This window comes from Spirosoma liriopis (assembly GCF_023196085.1).
Lineage (GTDB): Bacteria > Bacteroidota > Bacteroidia > Cytophagales > Spirosomataceae > Spirosoma > Spirosoma oryzicola.
Genome location: NZ_JALPRF010000002.1, coordinates 250,298 through 274,678, shown reverse-complemented (window position 1 = coordinate 274,678; position 24,381 = coordinate 250,298). Strand labels below are relative to the sequence as shown.

Sequence of the window (24,381 nt, the reverse complement as noted above, 5' to 3'; positions counted from 1 at the left end):
TCCGATTTACGGTTGCAACACCTGATCAATAATATGAACGACGCCATTGGTAGCAACCAGATCGGCGGTTCGGACGATAGCTGGCGTTGTATTCTTATTACCTTTTACCCCCAGCACACCATTACTGGCGGTTAAGTTCAACCGGTTACCACTCAGCAGGGTATTGACCGAACTTGTCTGAATCTGATACGACAGGTTTAGGCCAGACACGATGTGGTACGAAAGCAGTGACAAAAGCGTTTGCGTTGAAGCGGTTTCGATAGCGCTTATCGTTTTGTAGCCAGCGGCTATAAAGGCATCGTCATTCGGCGCAAACAACGTAAGCGGATTCGAAGCGGACGTATTGCTGAGCGACGCGATCAGAGATGGGTTGCTACTGTCAACGCGTTTGACGGCAGCCGCCAGAAAGGTCAGTCTCGGATTGGCTTGAATCGTGGCCAGAATAGACCCGGCGGATGGCGTCAATACGCGATCAATCACGTGAATGATACCGTTGGCGGCTTTAATATCCGGCTGGGTAACCCGGGCACTGTTAACGTAGATCGTACCTCCTCCGGCATTGTTCAGGTAAGCCACCCCCTGGCTAGCCGTCAGCACCGCATTTTGCCCGGACGGAATGGCTGACGAGGTAACGGGCGCATTGAGCGCATGATAGAGCAGCATTGTCTTGACCTGCTCTTTCGACATGGTCATAATGGTAGCCACCGACGAGATACCCGATGCCTGGAAAGCCGCATCGTTGGGCGCAAAGAAAGTCAGGTTAGCGGCTTTGAGTGCATCACCGGCATTGGCATAAGCCATTGCTTCTTTCAGCAGGCTAAACTGTTTATCTTCCAGAATCTGATCCGTAATCGTTTTGGGCTCGGCAACAGTCGTATCATCTTTTGTACAACTCAGTAAGGCTGTCAGCAGTAGCCCCAAAACAGCCAACTGGCCTCGGCCCAGAAGCAATGAAAAAAATCTAGTCATACGAAGTGAACAATGAAATAAGAGGTCTTTGTACGTCAAACGTAACGGCCCCGCTTATGTTTCCCGTGTGCAAAGATAAACGGGCACCCAATAGTAACTACCAGACCAGGCTTACCGGCACGTTCAATCCAGTGAGAAAAAATTGTTCTGGCCCGCCCAAAAATTTAACTTATAACAAATTTTAAGAAATTGGATTTCAGGGCAAGCTCACTCTTTATCGGGATTTATAGGTACTTTTGTAAGATTGATTCTTAAATAAAGTTAAAACTCCCCCATTGGGATGAAAGAACTCATTGACCCGAGCAATCTGCCTCAGCACATAGCCGTTATCATGGACGGAAACGGACGTTGGGCGAAACGGCAGGGCGCTGCCCGGGTGTTTGGCCATCGGAATGCCATTAAGGCTGTGCGTGAGGTAACAGAGGGTTGTGCCGAGCTGGGCGTTAAATTTTTGACGCTTTACGCATTTTCAACGGAAAACTGGAACCGACCAAAATTTGAAATTGATGCACTCATGACGCTGTTGGTTCATACGATTCGGGGCGAAATAAAAACCCTGATGAATAACAACGTGCGGCTGACCACCATCGGTAACACGGAGAGCCTTCCCGGCGACTGCCAGCGCGAACTGGCCGAAGCCATGCGGGAAACAGCGGGTAATACGGGTTTAACGCTGATCCTGGCGTTAAGTTATAGCGGACGCTGGGAAATTTTGGAAGCGGTTCGGCAGATTGCCACGGATGTCCGCGACGGACGGATGACAACGGATGACATCAATGAGACGCTTTTTGGCCATTATCTGACGACGGATGGCATCCCCGATCCTGAGTTGATGATCCGAACCAGTGGCGAGATGCGTATCAGCAACTTCCTGCTTTGGCAGTTGGCGTATTCGGAACTTTACATGCCAGATGTACTCTGGCCGGATTTCCGCAAAAACCATTTGTACGAAGCCATTTTGAACTATCAAAAACGTGAGCGCCGGTTTGGGAAAACCAGCGAGCAATTAGTTAAATAAAGTTTTCAGTCGTTGGTAGATGAGTTTCGGGAAATCTGGCCGAGCAAAGCAACTGAAAACTCACCTACTGAAAAACAGAAAATCGAAAACTGTACAATTCACTTGAAACACCGTATAAAACTCGTACTGGGAGCTTTTTTGTTGCTCACTAGTTTATATCCGGCCACGCTTCGGGCGCAGGTTCGTGTGGGCGTCGGACGAGGTACAGAAACCCCGCTCAGCAACGATGAATTGCTGAATTACGCCAATCCTAAAGATTACGAAATTACCGGGCTGACCATGACGGGAACCCGTTATCTCGACCCCAACTCACTGGTATCTTTATCGGGCCTTAAAGTCGGCGATAAAATCCGGATTCCGGGGGAAGCGGTTGGCTCGGCGGTTCGCAAACTGATGGAGTCGGGTCTGCTCGACAACGTTGAGTTGTTTGCCAACCATGCAGGCGAAGGCAAGGTTACGCTGATGTTCCGGGCTCAGGAGCGGCCCCGCCTTTACCGGGTTACCTTCCTGGGTGTCAAAAAAGGCGAACAGGATCAGCTGAAAGATAAAGTGAAGCTGAATCTGGGTAAGATCGTTTCGAACACCATCACCAAAAATACGCAGATGGCCGTTCGGAAATTCTTCGTCGATAAAGGCTATCTGAATACGAAAGTAAAAATTACAACTATACCGGATAGCGCCCGCAATAACGCGACTATGCGCGTACTGGTCGATAAAGGGCAGAAGGTTAAGATTGCCAAGATCTCGTTCGAAGGCCGGGATGAGGTCGAAGAATCCGCCGTTCGGATGAAGCTTAAAAGCACCAAAGAAAAACGCTTTGGCCGCTTGTTCTCACCGTCGAAGTTTGTCCCTAAAAAGTACGAAGAGGATAAACAGAAGCTGATTGAATATTACAACAAGCTTGGCTATCGGGATGCGGCTATCGAACACGATACAATCATCCACAACAGCAACAACACCATCAGCATCAATATGACGCTGAACGAAGGGCATAAGTACTACTATCGTAATGTTGACTTCTCGGGCAACTACCTGTATCCTGCAACCCGTCTGCGCGATGTACTTGGCATCCAGAAAGGTGATGTGTACAACCCAGAGGACCTAGAGAAAAAGCTGAACGGTAACCCCGGACAGGATCTGAGTTCACTATACATGGACGATGGCTATTTGTATTACAATGCACAGCCTATTGAGAAAAGCATCGATGGCGATTCGATAGATCTGGAAATCCGCATTTTCGAAGGCAAACAGGCTTCGATCAACCGCATTATTCTGAACGGTAATACCAAAACCAGTGACCATGTGGTTATGCGCTCAATCCGGACGCTGCCGGGCCAGAAGTTCTCGAAAACGAACCTCATTCGTACCCAGCGCGAATTAGCCACGCTTGGCTATTTCGACCCGGAAAAAATCGGTATCAACCCCATTCCGCAGAATGACGGCACGGTTGACGTTGAATACACGGTTGAAGAGAAACCATCGGATCAGATCGAATTGTCAGGCGGTTGGGGTGGCTACGTCGGTTTTGTCGGAACGCTCGGTTTGACGTTCAACAACTTCTCAGCCCGCAACATTCCGAATTTCAGCGCCTGGAGGCCCTTACCAGCGGGCGATGGGCAGCGTGTACAGTTGCGCTTCCAGGCCAACGGTAGCCAGTATCAGGTGTATTCGCTGTCGTTTACGGAACCTTGGTTGGGTGGCCGCAAACCCAATGCGCTGTCAGTAAGTGCCAGCCACACGGTTTATCGCACGTTCTACGATCCAACAAATCCGCTTAGTATCTACCAAAGCCTTAAAGGTCGTAAACCAACGGGTTCTTACACAAACACCGCTATTACGGTTGGCTTAGGCCGGCAGCTAAAAGTCCCCGATGACTTCTTTACCTTGAGCAATTCCTTGTCGTATCAACGGTACGATTTGAATAACCTGGATTTGTTCTACATCGGGTATAGCAACGGTATCTCGAACAACTTCACCTTCAATACAACCCTTTCGCGGAACAGCATCGATAACCCGCAGTTCCCGCGCTCTGGTTCGTCGTTTACGTTGAGTGGTTCGTTTACTCCACCTTACTCCGCTTTCCGGACAGTGACCACAACAGAAAAGCCGGAAGACAGATACAAGTTTGTAGAGTACCACAAGTGGATGTTTGACGCCAGCTGGTTCCAGACGGTATTCGGCAAGCTGGTACTGAACGCACGGGCGCACATGGGTTTCCTGGGTAGCTATAACAAGCGCACGGCAATCGGACCTTTTGAGCGGTTTGTATTAGGTGGATCAGGTTTGGCTGGTCAGGGTCAGTTTGCGCTGGCACAGGACATCATTGGTCTACGCGGTTACGATGACCGGAGCGTTTACACAGCCGATTACGACCGGGTTCCTACAACCAATGCTCGTAGCCAGGGTGGAGTTGTGTACAACAAGTTTGTTACGGAGCTACGATATCCTATTTCATTGAACCCGTCGGCCACTATTTTCGTGCTGACCTTCCTGGAAGCGGGTAACAACTGGGCAAGCTACAAGCAGTACAATCCTTTTGATTTGAAACGGTCGGTTGGTTTTGGGGCTCGGATTTTCATGCCTGCTTTCGGTCTGATTGGTATTGACTATGGCTATGGTTTTGACAAGATTCCGGGTATCAAAGACAAAGCCTCAGGTCAGTTCCACTTTACAATTGGTCAGCAATTCAGATAAGATTTCGAACTGTTGAGCGTTAGTTGTAGATAAAAATTGGGTTGTTGCCCTAATGGCCGGTTCAATGAACTCGCAATTAAACCTTCGTGTTAGTTGTGTATCTAACAGGCAAAAGGCTGACATCCATAATTGACAATCAATTAGTTCGCGTAAAAAATTGATCGGCTGATAATGAAAAAGGGCCTTTTTTTCGTACTTTTGTGCGCCGTTTGTCTTGCGTTACCGGCACGAGCACAAAAATTTGGGTACGTAGACTCAGAGTTCATTTTGGGCAAGATGCCGGAGTATCAGAAGGCATTGAGCGAAATCGATAAGTTTGCGGATAAGTGGTCGAAGGACATTCAGGAAAAATACGCCGAGATCGAGAAATTGCAGAGATCGTATCAGGCGGAGGAGATCCTGCTGACTGAAGACATGAAACGCGACCGTCAACGGGTGCTAAGCGATAAAGAACGCGAAGCCAGAGAGTACAACAACAAGGTCTTTGGCTATCAGGGATTGCTTTTCGAGAAAAAGAAAGAACTGATGAAGGTGCCGATGGAGTTGGTGAACCGGGCAATCGAGAAAGTTGCTGTACAAAAGAAATTAGAATTTGTCTTTGACAAGGCTTCTGATTTTACGATGCTTTACACGAATCCCCGTCACGATTACACGGACTACATTATGGAGGAACTAGGTTTGGATGCAGCCAACAAGCCAAACAAACCAACAGCCGTTAATGCGCCAACCCAACCAGCCAACGGTACCCCCGACAATAAAACAACCATAAAACCGAAGTAGTACAAACAAGTAAACTGAGATGAATAAAAACCTCGTCATGGCATTCGCAACGGCTCTTTTGGTAGGCGGTCTGAATGCACAGGCACAAGCTCAAACGACAACAGCAGCTCCGACCACAACCGCAGCTGCTTCACTGAAGTTAGGCTATACGAATATTGATTATATCCTCGCGCAAACGCCTGAAGCAAAAGACATCCAGAACCAACTGACGATCCAGCGCACGCAGTCGGAAAACGAACTGAAGCGGATGCAGAAGGAACTGGAAGATAAATACGGTGCTTACGAAAAAGGCGCAGCGCAGATGACGGATGTTATCCGCAAAGACCGCGAAACGGAATTGCAGGGTTTGCAAGGTCGGATTCAGGAGTTTGGCCGGACCGCTGAGCAATCGCTGCAAAACAAATATGGCCAGCTGGTTAATCCTGTTGTGCAGAAGATTCAAAAAGCAATTGATGCGGTAGCTAAAGAAAACGCGTATACGTACGTTTTCAACCTGGACGCTGGTGCCAACACGACTCCAATCCTGTTAGTAGCTCCAGAAGAAAATAACATTACAGAGCTAGTGCTGAAAAAATTGGGTATCGACCCAACCAAGATTGCAACGCCAGCCGCCACCAACAACGCAAGCAAACCAGCTAGCGCGGGTTCAGGAGCAGCAACGCCAAAAAAAAACTAAGTAATAAATAGCCGATCCGGCTTATGCTTATAATCGCTCCCCGCCTTGGCAGGGAGCGATTTTTTATTGGATTTTCTCCAAAGGTCTTGCTTTCTGTCACCTCATTAACATGCGCATTTGTTCAACGAAAAACATAATTATTACAGGGCATTTCCTAGATTTAACTAAGAAAAGTATCAAAACTGTCCCTTTGAATTAAACAGACGAAATCTTCGCCTTACTTTTACGTTTTTCAAGACAGACCACCTTTTGTTGTTGCTTATGAGCCGAACTGCCGGTACTATAGCGTGGCTGCTAATACTTCTCTCAGTTGTTGGCAGCTACGCGCAGGACGCCAAATCATTTCAATTACTACTACCTACGCAAGCTAACTGGAATACGGTACCAGAAGGTAGCACGATTCAGTTTGACTTGAAAACGAATGCAGTTCCTACTGACACCATAATCTATTCCTTTGGAGACAACAAGCAGGAAGGCATGCGCCTGGACTCGCTGGGTCATTTCAGCTGGACTCCTGGTTTCGATCTGGCCGACCGTATTCAGACGACCAAGACTTATCCCGTGACGTTTGAGGCCCGAAATCGACGTGGGCAAATGGCTTCTCAGACCGTCGATTTTAAAGTAATGCACGTTAACCGCCCGCCGGTCGTTGGCGACCTACAGCCGTTTTACGTGAGCTACCGAACGCAGAACACCTATAAAATCGACCCCGAAATTGTCCACGATGACGATGGCGACCCGATTGCCTTTATTCCTATTGCGGACCAGATGCCGGAAGGTAGCAAGCTTTCTTCACAGGGTGAACTGACGTGGACGCTGTCTTTGAATCAGTTTAATCGATTAAAGCAAAATCCACAGTACATCGAATTTTGGGTAGAAGACCAGCCCGCAAAAACGCGCACAAAAGGCCGTCTCAAGGTTCAGGTAACGGAGATGGACCTTCCTCCTATTATCCAGATTATACCAAAAGAGACCCACTACAAGCTAAAGGAAAACGCAACGGTAAACCTTAAGTTTTACCTCTCGGATCCAAACGGAGAAGACGACGTGACTACATTCGGTTTTTTGTCGGACAATCAGCAAATACCCAAGACGAGCTTAGTAAAAAACACGGATAACCAGTACGAATTCATCTGGCAGCCCGGCTACGACTTTGTAAAGGACCCCTATGATTCACTAAACACGCAAATCACGTTCTACGCCCTTGACAAAGCGAAGAACCGGGAGGAACGTCGCATCACATTTACCGTAATCAATACCGTAAACGAATTAGAGAAAGATCGGTACTACTACTCGCTCTATCGTCAGCTACTTGTACAGGCTTGGGGATTGGTCGAACAATTAGGCGAAAAAGAAGAACAGCTCAAGAAAGATTATAAGCGGGCTAAAGGCGGCAAACGGAACCGCTCGGTTGCCAACGCATCCCTGGGCGCAGTCACGGGCGTATCGCCAGCAATAACGGCTGACAGGCCAGATCAACAGCGTCTCATTTCAGCAATTGGTGGTACCGCCGTTCTGACGATGGGAACACTGGAAGCAACGGAAGTTATTGGCAAATCGATGAAAGACCTACTCGACCGCTATAATTACGTGTTGGGAAAGAAATCAGAGTTGCAGAACAAAGGAGATGTTTTTGCCCGGGAGTTTTCGCTCAAATCATCCCGCCGAAGCAATGAGTTTGTTAAAAAACTGGACGATTTTCGGAGCGCGATGAGCTTAAGCGGACTGGTTGCCTTAGAACTTGACGCCAACTGGCAAAGTAAGAAAGAAGCCTCCGACAAAGCGATCAAGCGAACGTTTAAGGATTTCACTCCTTTAGAAGAGACTCAATAAATCCTCTTCTAGCCATCAAAACGAAGGGCGTCTGACTGTTCAGACGCCCTTCGTTTTGATGGCTAGAGTATAAAATTGAATCAGGACTTCTTTAAATCAGACGAAAGGGAGTCTTCGTCTTTTGGTTCTTCTAACGTCACTGGCTCCGAAGAAGACGACGTTTTTTCGTCGTTACTCGTTTCCTTTGACAGCTCTTCATTCGTCTTTTCAACCTGTTTTTCGGCATACTCTCCATCCGTAAGCTCCGACATTGGTACTACTTCGGCTTGGGTAGCATCAGGACCAGAAACAGGCAGCAAACCATCTTCAAGGGTATGACCACCAAAGAAACGGCGCTGAAAGATCAGGATCATACAGACACCGATAAAGATGCACGAATCGGCAATGTTAAAAATTGGCGTTGAATAGTATTGTCCCCCCCAGACCGGTACCCAGTCCGGAATAAACCCTTCCCATACATCGACGAAAACCATGTCGATTACCTGACCGTGAAACCAGGGTGTCGGCGAACCGTACGGTGCATTATTCAAGAAGACGCCGTAAAATGTGCTATCAATTACGTTACCAACGGCTCCGGCCAGAATCATAGCCATTGCCCAGAGCAATCCATCGGGAGCCCCTCGATGCGCCAAATGAACCAAGTAATAGCCGATACCTACCATCGCAAAAAGCCGAAACACACTCAGCAGCAATTTGCCGTACTCATACCCTAGCTGCATTCCGAACGCCATTCCTGGATTCAACACATAATGCAGTTTAAGCCAATCACCAACCAGTTTTATTTGACCCGCAAAGCCAGGAGCCATGTAAAAATGAACGGCTAGCTTCACGCCCTGGTCAATGAGAATCAGAATCAGGGTTAGGATAAAAAATTTTAGAGGACTTTTCTTGATCATAAAGCACAGGCACAGCATCGCTGCTGTGCCGTTATAAACAGTAAAAGCAAAGCAACAAATGCCGTGCCTTTCCGAAAAATTAATTACAACCTTTACGGCGCTTCAACTCATCGCTGACCAGCATAAACTCCCGGCTGCTTTGTCCAGCGATGGATTTGTTTTCCTCCGCCCGCCGAAATAGATAAGGCATTACCGTTTCAACAGGTCCATAAGGCACATATTTAGCCACGTTGTAACCCGCATTGGCCAGATTGTACGATATGTTGTCGCTCATGCCGAGCAGTTGAGCAAAGTAAATATGCGAATCGCCCGGTTCAATTTCATACCGTTTCATTTGCTGAACACAGTACTGGCAACTGTACTCATTGTGCGTGCCCAAGCAGAATGACACGACATCCCGGTTTTCCAGACAGAAATCGATAGCAGCATTGAAATCACGGTCCGTATCTTCTTTCGTTGCCTGAATCGGATCCTGGTATTCTTCTTCGTGCGAACGAAGCCGTTCTTTCTCCAGATAAGCACCCCGAACCAGCTTGGCACCCAGAAAATACCCTTTTGCGTGCGCTTCGTTCACATCCCGGCGCAGGTGGTCCAGGCTTTCCCACCGATACATTTGATAGGTATTGAAAACAACGGGCCGCTCGTGATTGTAGCGATCCATCATTTCGTAGGCCAATGTATCAATCGTATCCTGAATCCAGCTTTCTTCGGCATCGATAAAGATTCGCACATTACGTTCGTAAGCCCGGCGACAAAGGGTATCAACCCGCTTGAGAACCCGGTCAAACTGCGCTTTCTGCTCTTTGTTAAGCGAATCGCCGATCTGAACAGCTTCCAGAAGTTCAGTGGACGCTAAGCCCGTGACTTTAAAAACAGAAAAGGGAATATCGTCGGATTGGCTGGCCCGCTCGATTGTCCGCAGGATTTCGAGCGTTGTCTCATCAAAGCTTTTCTCATTATCCTCGCCTTCAACGGAATAGTCAAGGATGGTTCCTACGTGTACGTTATGTAGATACTGAATTGTTTTTTCAGAATCCTGAATGCTTTCTCCCCCACAAAACTGTTCGAAAATCGTGTTTTTTATGAGGAATTTAATAGGGAGATGCAGGCGGAGGGCAATCTTTATAAAAAAAGTCCCTAAATTTACCAGCCATCCTTTATTCATCAACGCAAATAACCAGTAGGTCTTTCTCAGTTTTGAATCCGACTGGGAAGAAAAAGCAATCGAAGTGTCCTCGAAAGAGACAGGCTTCATGTTGGTCGTATGCGACCCAGCCTGAAACGAGCCATTGAACCGTTCGACGGTCTCCGGCATTACATTACTTCGGTTCGACATATCAGTGCTCCGTTCTGACGGCGCTACATCTATAGCTTAGGTTCGTATTCGGCTAACGCGACCGAAATATATAACGAAATTTCGGTCATTAAGTTAAAATCGCGATTACGACCTGTTTGACAAAGTGAAAACTGTTTTAGAAAAATAGAGGAACTAGCTTGACAGACAGCTGGTTCCTTCTGCAAATATACCATAAATTTGCATTGAAAAGTTCCCTATAGAGTAAAGGTGTTACTTGGAATATTAAGTGTTTAGTATGAAAGTAGAATTAGCCGTAGAGCCGCTTGGATCGTGGATTGAGACCAACGGCAAGCCCCTGATCATCGCTGGCCCATGCAGCGCCGAGACGGAAGATCAGTTAGTAGAAACCGCCCGCCAGTTGAAAGAACTAGGGGCTGTTCATGTTATTCGTGCAGGCGTATGGAAGCCACGCACCCGGCCAGGTAGCTTTGAAGGGATGGGCGAAGCCGCTCTACCCTGGATTCAGCGCGCCAAAGCCGAAACGGGCTTGCCGTTTGCTGTTGAAGTAGCAACTCCCGAACATATCGAGTTAGCGCTGAAATACGGCGTTGATATTCTGTGGGTTGGCGCACGTACCACCGTTAACCCATTTAACGTACAGGAAATTGCCGATGCCCTGCGCGGTGTTGATGTACCTGTTCTGGTTAAAAACCCGGTTAACCCTGATTTAGCGTTGTGGGTAGGCGCGTTCGAGCGTCTGGCCGGAGCCGGTATCAAAAAGTTGGGCGCTATTCACCGTGGGTTTGCTACGGGCGAAGCCAGCAAATACCGCAATGTGCCAATGTGGCAAATGGCGATTGAGCTTAAGTCTATTTTCCCTCAGTTGCCTATCATTGGTGATCCAAGCCACATGGCGGGTAAGCGCGCTTATCTGAACGAACTGGCTCAGATGGCTATGGATCTCAACTATGACGGTCTGATCGTTGAATCGCACATCGATCCTGATAAAGCGTGGAGTGATGCCGCTCAGCAGTTGACGCCAGCCGCGTTTGGCGAAATGCTCGACCATCTGCAAATCCGCCAGGTTGAATCGCAGAATCTGGAGTTCCAGGGCTTCATGGATCAATCACGTCGCAGCATCGATAACGTAGACCGTCAGATCGTAGAAATGCTGGCTGCTCGTATGGCATTGGTTGAGCGTCTGGCTGAGTACAAGCGCGACAACAACGTGACGCTGTTCCAGCCTGATCGTTGGAAAGAAATCTTGAAAACGCGTACCGAACTGGGTCAAAAATTAGGTCTGTATCCTGAATTGGTGGAAGAGATTTACAAAATCATCCACATGGAGTCGATTCGGAAACAAACCGAAATCATAAACAGTACCGTACAGGGCGTATAAATTTTTATTATTGCCAAACGGGGTACCTCGCGTTCTAGACACGAGGTACCCCGTTTTTTATTTTATAGTTACTTTATTCGTAGCGTTAACGTCGAATTGCTGTAGCCGGCAAAGCAGCCTAGTCCTCCCTGAATATTGCTCGGAATCATAACGGGTTCAGCAAAGGGGTTGCCGCGAGTACGTCGCTGCCGAATCACCGCTGTCCAGTATTGATAATAGCTTGGTTCGATGTTAAGCAAGTTCATGGTTACAGTTGCCGTTTTGTATTGCCTCCTGAACGGCAGTTGTGTATCTACGTTTGCCCCGTTTAAGTAAGCTCGTCCGGAAATCATTTCGTCATTCCCATCCGCATCGGTAAGTAGCCCCCGACTATTATCGTCAAACGACAAATTACTAAACTCTTCCCGTTCTATATAACCCGGTTTAGTAGTGCATTCAGGGCAATCGGCAATAAAGCGGAACGCTCCCGTAACCTGGTAGTAATTGGTTTGATTGGCAACATCGTACCAGCGAGCCCGGACAAAATAGCGCTGTGTTCTACCCGACTGTAATGAATCAAATCGTATGCTCGTAAGACCAACGGGTCCGGGTATCGTACAGCTACTCGTGGCCCGCTCGCCGTTGGGCGTTTGAACCGTAAGCGTATACGTTTTACCAACTGTAATTAGTAGCTCTCCCGCCCGAGCACTGTAATACGGTAGCCCATTCGCTTTGTAGCGTAAGTTCACCGACCGTCCCCCTTCGGAGATCGTAACGACAGCATCAACCACATCGTCGGCTTCATCTGCCAACGAATCATCAATCGTTACTGCTCCCCCAACGCTGTCGCCGACTACTGTTTGCGAGCGTGTCACCCGAACGGCAAGCACCCTACTTTGCGGAGATAAAAACCCATGCACAACCAACCGTGGCGATTCGGCTCCCAGCACAGATGGATCAACTTCGTTGCGCAAGCTGTCGCAACCCGTTAATAAACCGGTCAATCCACTAAGGATAGTAAAGACAAAAAATAGCTTCGTACGCATTTTAAAACTTGAAATTGTAACTCACCGACGGGACGATTGGAAAAACCGAGTAACGAAATAACCCAATCCGCGACGGCTCAGTAGATAATGGATCGACGGCTTCTAACCGATAGAAATAAGGGTTACGACGATTGTACAGGTTGTACATGCTTATTTCCCAGGTTCGTTCGTGGTGTTTTTTCTGCTTATGAAACTGAATACTTACGTCGAAGCGGTGGTAGGGCTCAGCCCGAAACCGGTTTCTCTGCGTTCCGTAATCATCGACCGGGCGGCTATTTTGAAGAAGCGACTGTATAATACCGCGTCCGTCGTTGTCATACAGGTAGCTAGCACCCGCCCGGTAGGCATCGTACCGGGAGATCGGCATGGTAAGCGCGTTTCCTGTACCGTACACCCAAGTTGCTGACAACGTGATTCGTTTGTTTAGTTCATAGATACCAACCAGCGAAACATCATGACGACGGTCGTAGCGTGGGTAATAAGGCCGACCATTGTTCAACTCGGCAAATTGCCACTGCGTCCAGGAGAGCGTATAGCCCGCCCAACCTGAAAATCGTCCGACTTTCTTCTGCAACAGAAATTCAGCGCCGTAGGACCAGCCCCTGCCAGCGGTCACATTATCCTCCCAGCGTACGCTATTCGCCGAAGTAGGGTCATTGATTAACAAAAAGCTGGCTCCTTCTTTATAGTTAATAATGTTGTCCATCGTCTTGTAGTAACCTTCGATGGTCAATGCCAAACCTTTGGTGAACGAACTCCCGGTCGTAAAATCTTTTGCAATGCCAACCGCCACTTGCTGCGATTGCTGCGGCTTTACCCGGTCGGTAGTAGGAACCCACAAATCGGTTGGCAGGCCGATTCCGGTATTTGAAAGCAAATGAACATACTGGTTCATCAACGCATAGGACGCCTTGACAGACAAATCGGGTCGGAGTGTATAAGCACCAGAAAGGCGCGGTTCCGGGCGGAAATAGCCAACGTCTTTTTGTTGGAAATAGCTCAGGCGTAACCCACCATTGATGCGCCAACGGCTCGAAGGTCGCCAGATATCCTCCGCATAAACCCCGGATTCGGTAACGTCGATAGTATTTATGGTGCTGTTTAGCTGGTTGATCGCACTGTTTTGCAAGACAACGGCGCTGGGTGTAAAGCGGTGATACGTTCCCTGAACGCCAACTTTTACCGAGTGTTCAGGCGACGGATAATAATCGAAGTCGTATTTAAGCGAGAAATCCCGAATTCCCGAATTGTATTGAAGCGAATACAGCTGATTGTCTACCGTTCCCCGTTCGATAGACGCAATTTGAAACTTGTAATCACTGTAAATCAGCGACAGATTCGAGAACAGTTTTTGACTGAAGAGGTGATTCCAGCGAAGTGTACTGGTGGCATTACCCCAACTCAAGTCGGTATCCGTGTTCTGGGTTCTGTCACGGGCATGAAACTTATCCCGGCCAAAGTAGCCGCTTAGATACAATTTGTCTTTATCGCTCAGGTCGTAATTTGCCTTGGCGTTAAGGTCGTAGAAGAAATACCCAATCTTTGTCTGACCACGCGTTTCGGCATTGATAAGCGGAGCCGCCAGAATATCCAGATACGTACGACGACCCGATATAAGAAAGGAGCTTTTCTTGTTTTTGGTCAGGGGGCCTTCGAGCGTCAGCCGCGACGCGATTAGCCCGATACCGCCTTCGCCGTGGAGCTTTTCGCGGTTACCATCTTTCAGGTTCATTTCGATTACCGACGACAACCGCCCACCGTACCGTGCCGGAAAGCCTCCTTTTATTAACTCGACGCTCTTGATCGCATCACCGTTGAATACAGAAAAGAAGCCGAATAGATGGCTGGCATTGTACACGACGGCGTCGTCCAGAATAATTAGGTTCTGGTCCGGTCCCCCACCCCGCACGTAAATGCCGGTCTGCCCCTCAGAACCTTTCTGAACACCCGGCATCAGCTGAAGCACTTTCAATACGTCTTTCTCTCCCAGAAAAGCCGGTATTTTTTTGATCTGCGCAATTGGAATATCGATTGCACTCATCTGAGCACTCTCGCTAACTTTTTCACCCGTCGATTCGGCGGTCACGTTCACCTCTGCCAAGGCGCGTCCAGGCGTAAGCGCTACACTGATTGTTTGATTAGCGCGTAGTTGACTGGCACGCGTAACCGTTTCGTAACCGACGAATGAGTAGGCCAATCGAACGCTATCCTGCGCAGGCAGCGTCAGCGAGTAAAATCCGTACGTATTCGTTGTGGTACCTGTCGTCGTGCCGGGAATGTAAACGTTCACACCAATTAGGGCTTCCTGACTTCCTATTTCGCGCACATAACCGCTTATAGTTGCCCGATTGGTCACTTTCTGAGCCCATACATTGTTATACAGATAGAAAAAGCTCACTAGAGCGTAAAGACCAAAACGCATAAAAGAGAATGAGGTGAAAACGGGTAGATTGAGGCAGGGCAGTAAGCTCGCTTACCAGCGCAATAAAGCTAATCAATCTATTAACCTTTTTTATCGACAAATCGTATACACAAACCGGGCAAAGAGTTTTTACGCTGCTTACTTTTTGGCCCTGAGCCAAACAAAACAACTGATTACAAGGTAGTACAACCGTAAACAACCGCTGGGCTGAAAACTTCACGACGATGCTCCAATTTGATAAACTTTCGCTGAATATACCTGATACTACCAAACCGCGCGTCGTCATTATCGGCGGAGGATTTGGCGGTATGAACTTAGCCAAAAGCCTGAAAAATAAAGATGTTCAGGTAGTGTTGCTCGACAAACAAAATTACAACGGTTTCTGGCCCCTGCTGTATCAGGTAGCAACCGCCGGGCTAGAACCGGATGCTATTGCCGAACCTTTCCGGAAAATGTTTGACGGCTTCGAGGATTTCCATTACCGGATGGTGCGGGTCAACAAAATTGATCCAGCCGCTAAAACGGTAACCACGACCATCGGCGACTTGCATTACGACTATCTGGTCATTGCTACGGGAACAAAATCAAACTTCTTCGGCAATGAACAGATCAAGAAATATTCGTTTCCGTTAAAGACTATTCCTGAAGCGCTCAATGTGAGAAGCCAGTTTCTGCAATGCTTCGAACAGGCCAGCGTCACCACCGATCCGGTTGAACGGCAGAGTCTGCTGACGTTTGTTATTGCCGGAGCGGGGCCGACCGGTGTCGAGATGGCTGGCTCACTAGCCGAGATGCGGAAACACGTTCTACCAAGCGATTATCCCGGTCTGGATTTCAGTCAGATGAAAATCTACATCGTGGAGGGGCTGGGCAAGGTATTACCACCAATGTCGGATGAAGCCGGGCAAAAATCGCAACGGTATCTCGAAGATCTGGGCGTTATCATCAAGCTAAATACGCTTGTCGAATCGTACGACGGCGATACGGTAACGTTTAAAGGCGGTGAGCAAATCAGAACGCAAACCCTGGTTTGGGGAGCGGGCGTAACCGGAGCCCTAATCGACGGTATTCCAGCTGAATCCATTGAAAAGGGCCGAGTGCTGGTAGACCCCATCAACCGCGTCATAGGTCTGAACGATGTATTTGCCATCGGTGATATTGCGTTCATGAAACTGGAAAAGTATCCAAGAGGTCATCCAGGGGTGGCTCAGCCCGCCATTCAACAGGGTGTGCACCTAGCGAAAAACCTACGCCGACTGATGAAGAACGAGCCAACGGAACCGTTCGAGTACTTCGACAAAGGATCGCTGGCGATTGTAGGCCGTAGCCGTGCCGTGGCTGACCTACCGGGAAATATTCACCTCGGTGGCTTTATTGCCTGGATCTCCTGGCTTTTTGTGCACATCTGGTACCTGGTCGGCTTCCGTAGCAAACTGATTGTTTTCAGTAACTGGATATACCGATTGTTCACGTACGAACGGGGTACCCGGATCATCATCCGACCTTTTGTCCGGAAAGATGATAAGGTCGGTCAAGAAATTCTTCTGAAAAACGAAATGAGTTAAGTAACCATAGCTCAAACACGCAAACGGCAGCTTCTTGGCAAAGGAGTTGCCGTTTGTGCGTTTGAGCTTACCGACGAGGGTACGAACAGCCACTATTGGCGGTGTATTTAATGGCTACACAATTCATATGCAGCTACAGAGAAGTGGTATTGACTAGAACGAATGAATTCCGCAGGGATTAACGACGACCCACGACCTTGAGCTGGCAGTGCAAAAACGATTTCATAAAACGTTTGCGCCAAATTCACGTTTTATTGGCTACTAGCTATTTTCTCTGATGCACAGGATTAACCTTCGCTCTACACTGCTTGTAAGTGCGCTATTCACCACCCTCACAGGTCCACTTTTAGCACAATCAACCGAGCCTTATCCCGGAACCGCCCCGGCGGATCAAGTCGATAGTACCAAAGGCGGTCCACTAGACTTGGGGAAAATGTGGACTTTCGATGCCCCACCGAAGGAGTTTTTCACGAAGACATACGGCTTCAAACCAGACGATAAGTGGTTCGATGAGGCCCGGCTCGCATCGCTACGTTTTGCCGATTACTGTTCGGCTTCATTTGTTTCCGCCAATGGGCTGGTCATGACAAACCATCACTGCGCCCGCGAGTCAGGAACGGGGGTTACGCGCAAAGGAGAAGATCTGAACGCAACCGGCTTTTTTGCGAAAACCCTCACCGAAGAGCGCAAGGTAGACGGTTTGTTCGTCGATCAACTCGTCAAGATTGAGGATATTACGAAACGTGTTCAGGACGCAATGAACGGCGTAGGCAACGAGCAGGCACAGTTGCAGGCCCGCGAACAAGCATTGTCAACGGTTAAGCAGGAATACAGCACAAAAGCAGGCTGGCAGGGGCTGGAATTACAGACGATTACGTTTTACAATGGCGGGCGGTATGCGCTGTACGGCTTTAAACGCTACAACGACGTTCGGCTCGTATTTATGCCCGAATTGCAGCTTGGCTTCTTTGGTGGCGACTACGACAATTTTACTTACCCCCGCTACGCGCTTGACTGCTCCTTTTTTCGGGTGTACGACAACGGCAAGCCACTCCAGACTACGCACTTTTTTAAATTCAATACCAACGGTATCCGCGACGGCGAACCAATTTTTGTGATTGGTAACCCCGGTCACACCGAACGGCTCAAGACCGTTGCCGAGCTAGAATTTGACCGCGATTTGCAGACACCCGCAACCATTCAGCTGTTGCGCAACCGCTCGGCTGCTCTACAGGCTTATAATGCTACGGCCAAAAACGACAGCATCTTAAACGAGATCTTCAGCTACGAAAACAGCCTGAAGGCCTACGGTGGGCAACTGGCGGGCTTGCGCGATGCAAGTTTACTGGCCCGTAAGGCCAACTTCGAGCATCAGTTTCAGACAGCGGCCAAAGCCAAAAACCTACCCGCCGATCAGCTAAAAACGTGGGACGATATTGCCACCAATACGGCTCAGTTGCGTAGTCTGTTTAAGGATGCAAACTACCTGGCCCCCAGCGAGCGAATTATGGGTGAATACCTCACCTTTGCGAATGTGCTGACCCAATTTGGTGAGCTGTTGACTTCCCGTCCGCAGGATGCGGAAAGTGCCCGTTCGCTTCTGGTATCGCCAAACGTAAAAAGCGCTGTTCTGGAAGAAGCGTACCTGACCGCTCACCTGACCGAAGCCCAGACGGGCCTGGGTAATGACGACCCTTACGTAAAAACGGCGTTGGGAATGGTTGCGGGCAAACCCCGAACGCCTAAAGAGGCAGCGGCTTACTTGCTTAAAACAACTAAACTGAACAATCCAGCCTTTATAAAAGAACTGGCTACGCGGCCCGGCTCAATTGCGGCCTCCGACGATCCGATGCTGGTACTTGCCCGCATTGGCTTCCCACGCTATGTGGCCGCAGCCCGTCAGGCACGACAAATCTCGCAACGGCAGGAGGTACTGCGCGGCCAATTAGGGCGGATGCTGTACGACGTATACGGCGCTGCCGTACCACCCGACGCTACTTTTTCGCTCCGTATCAATGACGGCGTAGTTCAGAGCTATAATTACAACGGCACCAAAGCACCGATCATGACAACGTTTTCGGGCTTATACGACCGTAACTATTCATTTGCCGATAAAGCACCCTGGAATCTACCCGCCCGCTGGAAGAATCCACCGGCGGCCTTGTTGAAGGAGCCAATGTGTTTTATTTCAACCAACGATATTATTGGCGGCAATTCAGGAAGTCCTATGATCAACAAAAATCGGGAAGCAGTCGGTCTGGCTTTCGACGGAAACATGGAAAGCCTGCCGGGCGAGTTCATTTTTGTACCCGACGCAAACCGAACCATCTCGGTTCATACTGGTGGTATTATAGCCGCTATGCGCTACATCTACAAAGCAGATCGGTTGGTAAGCGAGTTGACCGGCGGTACTTCCGCGAATTCGACGGGTAAAGTATCGACGAAAAAGTAAGATTGCGCCCTATGAGTTAGTTGTTCAACAGACTAGCCACATAGCGCAAGAAACCAGCTAATTAAGGGCAGACAAAACGGGTCTGTCCTTTTTTTATTGCTTGGGGTAGACCTTCTAGTTAGCGTAGCTACCTATTTTTTTAAGAACCCGTGCAACATTTGTTTTTTTCTTCCATCTTTTCATTGATTACAATCTAAACTACACACTAGGCTGAAACTGTTGGAACCTAAACCATACCCAGATCGCCATGCTGACTTGGTCAGGCGCTGCCAACAGGGTGAGCGACGGGCTCAATATGAACTTTACCAGCAGTACGTCAAAGCGATGTACAACGTCTGCCTCCGTATTCTCAATCACGAGGCTGAAGCCGAAGACGTATTGCAGGAAGCGTTCATGGATGCGTTCAATCACATCAGTTCGTTCCGGGGGCAGAGTACTTTCGGGGCTTGGCTAAAGCAGATTGTGGTTAACCGGGCCATTAATCACCTGCGTAGTCGTCGCCTGGAACTCGTCGATATGGATTCAAATCGGTTTGGTGAAGACGATGGTCCCGACTTTGCCGATCCGGAACCCTACGACGAAGAAGGGACTCAGCTTGAAGTAGAACGGGTTAGGCGAGCGATGCAGTTGCTTCCAGAAGGGTACCGGGTTGTTTTGTCGCTGTATTTATTTGAGGGGTATGATCACGAAGAGATAGGCAATGTGTTGAATATTAGTGAAACAACATCCCGAACACAATATCTGCGGGGTAAAAAACGGTTGTTAGAATTATTGCAATGAACAACAGAACTAATGATGAGAAAAGATAATTTAGAACGCTTCATACGCGACAATCGCGAGGATTTTGACGACAAAGAGCCGTCCCTGGACTTGTGGCGTAAGATAGAAGCCGGGTTACCAGCACAACCGCCGGATGAGAAAGATTCGACGCCCGATCAGGCTCGGCTCGACAGCACCTTCCCATTCGGGCAAATTCATAAAAACGGGTCCGAATCGGATAACAACCAACTTGGTCAAGCAAGACTAGGTCAATCCAGGCACGACCGGTCTGGTTGGTCATGGTCGAGCCTGGACTGGCGAGTAGCCGCATCTATCGCCGTGTTATTGCTGGCGGGCAGCTTTCTGTACATGAATCACCAGTACGGTGTTACCCGTCAACCCGAAGTGGTGGCGGTCGGCCCTACCTACGCCAAAGAAGTCGTTCAGTATACGCGACTAATTGATGATAAGCGGGCCGAACTGAAACACATGACCGAAGATAATCCCGCTCTGTACGAAGAATTTGCGACGGACCTTAACCGGCTCGAAAAATCGTACCAGTCATTGAAAGCCGATCTGCCGAAAAATCCGAATCAGGAAATGCTGATTCAGGCCATGATTCAGAACCTGCAAATACAGATCAACCTGCTTAACGAACAGTTGCGTGTTATTCAACGCATTAAACAGCAAACGAATGAAAATCAGAATCCTGTATAGCCTATTGCTTTTCCTTTGCCCGCTGCTAACGCGAGCCGAGGACCCGATTGTGGCGGGCGCGACTGAACGAAAGAAAACCATTATCAAGCTATTCGATGTCGATGCCAAAGACAACCTGGTCGTTGACAATCAGTTCGGCGAAGTATCGGTGGGATTGTGGGACAAAAGCGAAATTCGCGTTCAAATCACCATCGTAGCCAACTCAGATTCGGACGAACGTGTCCAACGGTACCTGGATGCAGTTTCGATTGAAGAAAAACGGAGTGGCGATCAGATTCTCATCCGCACAAATTTCAGCCAGAATAAATTGTCGAACTGGAGTCTGAACAGCTGGAAAAACAACGGCGACCGAAACTTTGTAAAGATCAATTACGAAGTGACGATGCCCAAGAAAAACGCGCTGACCATTCGTAATAAGTTTGGCAACACCAGTATTCCGTCATTCCATGCCCCGCTGTCAGTTCATTCGCGCTACGGTAATTTTAGCGCCGATCAATTGCTGGGCCGCCAGAACGACATTGATGTTGCTTACGGCAAAGCTGATATTCACACGCTTGACGAAGGGAAACTGGACATTGCCTACGGTAATCTGGAACTGGATCGGGTGAACGTGCTTGTCCTGAGCAACAAGTTCGGTAAAATGAGCATCGGGGACGTTGGTAAACTGGATGCGGATATCAACTACTCAGGAGCGAAGATTGGCACCCTGCGCGAATCGGGAAAGATTAAACTCGACTTTTCGGGTGGTTTTCGGATCGAGCAGTTATCTAATAAAGTAGATAACATTGATATTCAGGCGAATTACTCATCCGTTGCCTTGCCGATGGAAAATGTAAATAACTGCGATTTCGACGTGACCGTTAGCTACGGCAACTTCAACTACGCATCCGATCAGTCGCTGCATTTTCGAACACAACCCGAAGAGAAGAGTAATTCGGGACCTCGTCTGACGAAGCAATACACGGGTAAAATCGGTAGCGGTTCAGGCCCTAAGGTTCGGGTTATCTCAAAGTTTGGGAATGTAAACTTCCGTTAGCTGCTCGATAACCGCCCGGTGTTGAGGGTATTCCTCAAGAAGTGTAGCGCGATCAGCCATTTCGAAATCGGCAAAGTCGAAACCCGGCGCAACAGTGCAGCCCACGAGCGAAAAAGCGCTACCCTCGGCGGGCTTCGAGCCAAACCAGCAGCCCGCCGGAACAACCGCCTGAAATACGTCGCCCTGTTCCAGCTTGTTGCCTAAACGAATAACTGTCAGTTCGCCGGTTGGATCGATTACGAAAACGTCTAGTGGTCCTCCCGCGTAGAAATGCCAGATTTCGTCAGCCTGTATTCGGTGAAGCGCAGAAACGTGGTGGCTTTCCAGCAAAAAATAAATCGCCGTTCCAAACGCACGATTACCGCTGAATCGATCAGGCAAGGCCGAATGGGAAATCGTTTCAGCTGACCGGTAGGTTTCGGCGAAATAACCGCCCTCAGGATGGGGCTCCATCTGTAATTTCTGGACGTAGTAAGCAGCTGTCATCCGGAACCAACGTTCGTTTAAGCGTTAGAAAAAGTAATGGCCAGGTTAATGCCTGGCCATTGTTGTTACTGGCGAGCCTTGATAACGTTGGTAAACTCGCGCGATTTGAGCGAAGCACCACCGATAAGACCACCGTCAACATCCGGTTGTGCGAAAAGCTCAGCCGCATTTTTCTCGTTGGCGCTACCGCCGTATAAAATTGATGTTTCCTGCGCTACCTCATCGCCATACTGGCCGGCAATGTGCTGACGAAGCTCGAAATGCATATCCTGCGCCTGCGCCGATGAAGCCGTTAAGCCGGTACCGATAGCCCAGATGGGTTCGTAAGCAATAACGACTTTGCTGAACGATTCAGCTGACAGGTGAAAAAGGCTTTCGGTCAACTGATCTTTTACAAAACCGATGTAATCGCCGTTTTCGCGTAGATCGCGCGATTCACCGCAGCAAAAAATTGGCGTCAGGCCATTTTCAAGTACACTATTGACTTTTTCGGCCAATTGCGCATTGGTTTCTTCGAAATACTGACGCCGTTCGCTATGACCCAGGATGACGTATTCGACGCCGATAGACTGGAGCATCGGTGCCGAAATTTCACCTGTATAAGCACCCGAAGCTTTCTCGTGGCAGTTCTGTGCTCCTAGTGAAATCTTACCACCTGGTGCGATATACTGGCGTGATGTAGTCAAGTACAACGAAGGCGGACAAAGCACCACCTGAACGTCCCCCGTAACTTCATCTTTAACCATATTGATCACCTCCGATAGCAGGGCTTTCGCTTCCTCGAAGGTTTTGTTCATTTTCCAGTTACCGGCAACTATCTTTTTACGCATAGAACAGAAAATAATGTGCTAATAATCAACTACAATGAGTTACTTAAACAGGGCATTGTCTATCAACTCTGGGCGAAATTAGGGCTTTTCATCCGAACCCGTTGTTTGGAGCAGTGGTAAATTTTGTAAAGCGATCGTTCACCGGTGTACACCGCTCGTTCACGAGCAAAACTCACCACTCTTTTTTTGTGTTATTCTAGTAAAAAATACGTAATTTCAATGCTATAAACAACATCTACATGAAGGCGGTACTATTGGCAATCGGGATGCTATGCATCTGTCTGGACGCTTGGGCCAAGGATGGCAACAAGGGTACCCCGGATCGCGACCGTTACGGCTTTTATATAGCCGGGAATCGCTCCTGGACGCGAATTCCTTTCCAACTTCATTCAAACCTGATTATCGTCCCGGTACGCATCAATGATTCCGATACGCTCCATTTTATTCTGGATACGGGCGTTAGCAATACTATTATTACCGATCCTAGTATTTTCAAAAAACAACCGCTTACACTCGCCCGAAAAATGAAAATTGCGGGGGCAGGTGAAGGGGCTAACTTGACCGCATCAATTGCGATCAACAACAACCTGCGAATGGGCGACCTACGGGCTTCGCACCACAACATTGTGCTGTTGGACGAAGACATTCTAAAGCTTTCGGAGTTTGTCGGAACACCGGTTCATGGCATTTTTGGCTATGAACTCTTTGCCAATTTTGTCGTAAACGTTGATTTTACCCGGCGGGAACTCGTCATCATGCAGCCAAAAAAATACCGCTATAGGAAGCGGAAAGGCGACCGTTATCCTATTACGATTCAAGACACCAAAGCGTACACCGATGCACTGTCTGTTTACGACGGAGAAAAGTCTATGCCGCTTCGGGTGGTTTTGGACACGGGGGCTGGTCATGCCCTTCTGCTGGACCCCTCGCGCAGCACAAATGCAATGCCCTTGCCGGCCAAAGTGGTTCGGGCGCAACTGGGGCGTGGGTTAAACGGTGTGATCAACGGCAGCATGGGTCGGATTCAGAAAATAAAATTTGGCCGTTATGAACTGGATAATATCCTGGCGTCCTTCCCGGATAGCACCGCTTTTGGGATGAAGCTGGTCGATATGCCCGAACGACAGGGCAATGTCGGTTGCGAGCTGCTGCGCCGGTTCAACGTCACGTTCAACTACCCGGAGCGCTACGTTGTGATGAAACCGGTCAAGCGTCTGATGCGCGAAACGTTTGAGCACGATATGAGCGGTCTGGAGCTTCGCGCCAAAGGCGAACAGCTGCGCAACTATTACGTCGGCAAAATCATCGAAGGCTCCCCCGCTGATCTGTCTGGCCTCAAAGAAGGTGACGAAGTTTTATTTGTCAATAACTACTCAGCCAAGAACCTGACAGTCAGCGATATTTATAAGATCCTTCAAAAAGGCGAAGGCAAGGAAGTCTCTATCCTGGTCAGACGTAATGGGCAGATGGTTATTGCGCATTTTGCCCTGAAACGATTCATCTAACTTTTCTGACGTAAAAAACACG

Annotated in this window: 19 protein-coding genes; 12 read left to right on the top strand and 7 right to left on the bottom strand. The window is 48.7% G+C overall.

Annotation, left to right across the window (positions count from 1 at the left end; all coding sequences use genetic code 11):
• Positions 1-6: 6 nt before the first annotated feature.
• Positions 7-969, bottom strand: a complete 963-nt coding sequence (locus tag M0L20_RS10275) for a fasciclin domain-containing protein (RefSeq protein ID WP_248476831.1) — start codon at positions 967-969, stop codon at positions 7-9.
• A gap of 280 nt (positions 970-1,249) precedes the next feature.
• On the opposite strand from M0L20_RS10275, the gene uppS reads away from it, so the two are divergent.
• From uppS to M0L20_RS10250, 5 genes are all read left to right on the top strand, one after another.
• Positions 1,250-1,987 carry an undecaprenyl pyrophosphate synthase gene (gene uppS / locus M0L20_RS10270; protein ID WP_232560810.1) on the top strand — a complete coding sequence of 246 codons (738 nt, stop codon included), beginning with the start codon at positions 1,250-1,252 and terminating at the stop codon, positions 1,985-1,987.
• A 102-nt stretch (positions 1,988-2,089) separates the two neighbouring features.
• Positions 2,090-4,681 (top strand): outer membrane protein assembly factor BamA, encoded by a 2,592-nt coding sequence (gene bamA / locus M0L20_RS10265; RefSeq protein ID WP_232560809.1) that lies wholly within the window; start codon positions 2,090-2,092, stop codon positions 4,679-4,681.
• Between the two features lie 171 nt (positions 4,682-4,852).
• Positions 4,853-5,461 carry an OmpH/Skp family outer membrane protein gene (locus tag M0L20_RS10260; RefSeq protein ID WP_232560808.1) on the top strand — a complete coding sequence of 203 codons (609 nt, stop codon included), beginning with the start codon at positions 4,853-4,855 and terminating at the stop codon, positions 5,459-5,461.
• A gap of 19 nt (positions 5,462-5,480) precedes the next feature.
• Complete coding sequence (locus tag M0L20_RS10255) at positions 5,481-6,137, top strand: OmpH/Skp family outer membrane protein (protein ID WP_232560807.1); 657 nt, start codon at positions 5,481-5,483, stop codon at positions 6,135-6,137.
• Between the two features lie 261 nt (positions 6,138-6,398).
• Positions 6,399-7,970: a hypothetical protein gene (locus tag M0L20_RS10250; RefSeq protein WP_232560806.1), complete on the top strand. Its 1,572-nt coding sequence runs from the start codon at positions 6,399-6,401 to the stop codon at positions 7,968-7,970.
• A gap of 80 nt (positions 7,971-8,050) precedes the next feature.
• Here the strand turns inward: M0L20_RS10250 and M0L20_RS10245 are convergent, their stop codons facing one another.
• Together M0L20_RS10245 and M0L20_RS10240 are read right to left on the bottom strand one after the other, a co-directional pair.
• Positions 8,051-8,866 (bottom strand): lipoprotein signal peptidase, encoded by an 816-nt coding sequence (locus M0L20_RS10245; protein WP_248476830.1) that lies wholly within the window; start codon positions 8,864-8,866, stop codon positions 8,051-8,053.
• A 79-nt stretch (positions 8,867-8,945) separates the two neighbouring features.
• The gene (locus M0L20_RS10240; RefSeq protein WP_425276920.1) at positions 8,946-10,202 is read right to left on the bottom strand and encodes a proline dehydrogenase family protein; all 1,257 of its coding nucleotides are present in this window, start codon (positions 10,200-10,202) and stop codon (positions 8,946-8,948) included.
• Positions 10,203-10,458: 256 nt separating this feature from the next.
• Here M0L20_RS10240 and M0L20_RS10235 point away from each other — a divergent pair, with 256 nt between their 5' ends.
• Positions 10,459-11,562 carry a chorismate mutase gene (locus tag M0L20_RS10235; RefSeq protein ID WP_232560804.1) on the top strand — a complete coding sequence of 368 codons (1,104 nt, stop codon included), beginning with the start codon at positions 10,459-10,461 and terminating at the stop codon, positions 11,560-11,562.
• Between the two features lie 68 nt (positions 11,563-11,630).
• On the opposite strand, the gene M0L20_RS10230 is transcribed toward M0L20_RS10235, so the two are convergent.
• Both M0L20_RS10230 and M0L20_RS10225 read right to left on the bottom strand, forming a co-directional pair.
• Positions 11,631-12,587: a DUF4249 domain-containing protein gene (locus M0L20_RS10230; protein ID WP_248476829.1), complete on the bottom strand. Its 957-nt coding sequence runs from the start codon at positions 12,585-12,587 to the stop codon at positions 11,631-11,633.
• 1 nt (position 12,588) lies between these two features.
• Entirely contained in the window at positions 12,589-15,009 is a 2,421-nt protein-coding gene (locus M0L20_RS10225) for a TonB-dependent receptor (protein ID WP_248476828.1), read from the bottom strand.
• Between the two features lie 224 nt (positions 15,010-15,233).
• On the opposite strand from M0L20_RS10225, the gene M0L20_RS10220 reads away from it, so the two are divergent.
• The 5 genes from M0L20_RS10220 (at position 15,234) to M0L20_RS10200 (ending at position 21,538) form a co-directional block, all read left to right on the top strand.
• Entirely contained in the window at positions 15,234-16,574 is a 1,341-nt protein-coding gene (locus M0L20_RS10220) for an NAD(P)/FAD-dependent oxidoreductase (RefSeq protein ID WP_232560801.1), read from the top strand.
• A 277-nt stretch (positions 16,575-16,851) separates the two neighbouring features.
• Entirely contained in the window at positions 16,852-19,026 is a 2,175-nt protein-coding gene (locus tag M0L20_RS10215; protein ID WP_248476827.1) for a S46 family peptidase, read from the top strand.
• 219 nt (positions 19,027-19,245) lie between these two features.
• Positions 19,246-19,806, top strand: coding sequence for an RNA polymerase sigma factor (locus M0L20_RS10210; RefSeq protein WP_232560799.1), 561 nt, complete (start codon positions 19,246-19,248; stop codon positions 19,804-19,806).
• 15 nt (positions 19,807-19,821) lie between these two features.
• A complete protein-coding gene (locus M0L20_RS10205; RefSeq protein ID WP_232562782.1) occupies positions 19,822-20,502 on the top strand; it encodes a hypothetical protein in 681 nt (226 codons plus the stop codon).
• Positions 20,480-21,538: a hypothetical protein gene (locus M0L20_RS10200; RefSeq protein ID WP_232560798.1), complete on the top strand. Its 1,059-nt coding sequence runs from the start codon at positions 20,480-20,482 to the stop codon at positions 21,536-21,538. The genes M0L20_RS10205 and M0L20_RS10200 overlap by 23 nt, the downstream gene beginning before the upstream one ends.
• On the opposite strand, the gene M0L20_RS10195 is transcribed toward M0L20_RS10200, so the two are convergent.
• Both M0L20_RS10195 and tpiA read right to left on the bottom strand, forming a co-directional pair.
• Positions 21,509-22,024, bottom strand: a complete 516-nt coding sequence (locus tag M0L20_RS10195) for a cupin domain-containing protein (protein ID WP_248476826.1) — start codon at positions 22,022-22,024, stop codon at positions 21,509-21,511. The genes M0L20_RS10200 and M0L20_RS10195 overlap by 30 nt on opposite strands.
• 65 nt (positions 22,025-22,089) lie before the next feature.
• On the bottom strand, positions 22,090-22,854 hold the full coding sequence (gene tpiA, locus M0L20_RS10190; protein ID WP_232560796.1) for a triose-phosphate isomerase: 765 nt from the start codon (positions 22,852-22,854) through the stop codon (positions 22,090-22,092).
• A gap of 239 nt (positions 22,855-23,093) precedes the next feature.
• Here tpiA and M0L20_RS10185 point away from each other — a divergent pair, with 239 nt between their 5' ends.
• Positions 23,094-24,359 (top strand): aspartyl protease family protein, encoded by a 1,266-nt coding sequence (locus M0L20_RS10185; protein ID WP_232560795.1) that lies wholly within the window; start codon positions 23,094-23,096, stop codon positions 24,357-24,359.
• Positions 24,360-24,381 lie beyond the last annotated feature (22 nt).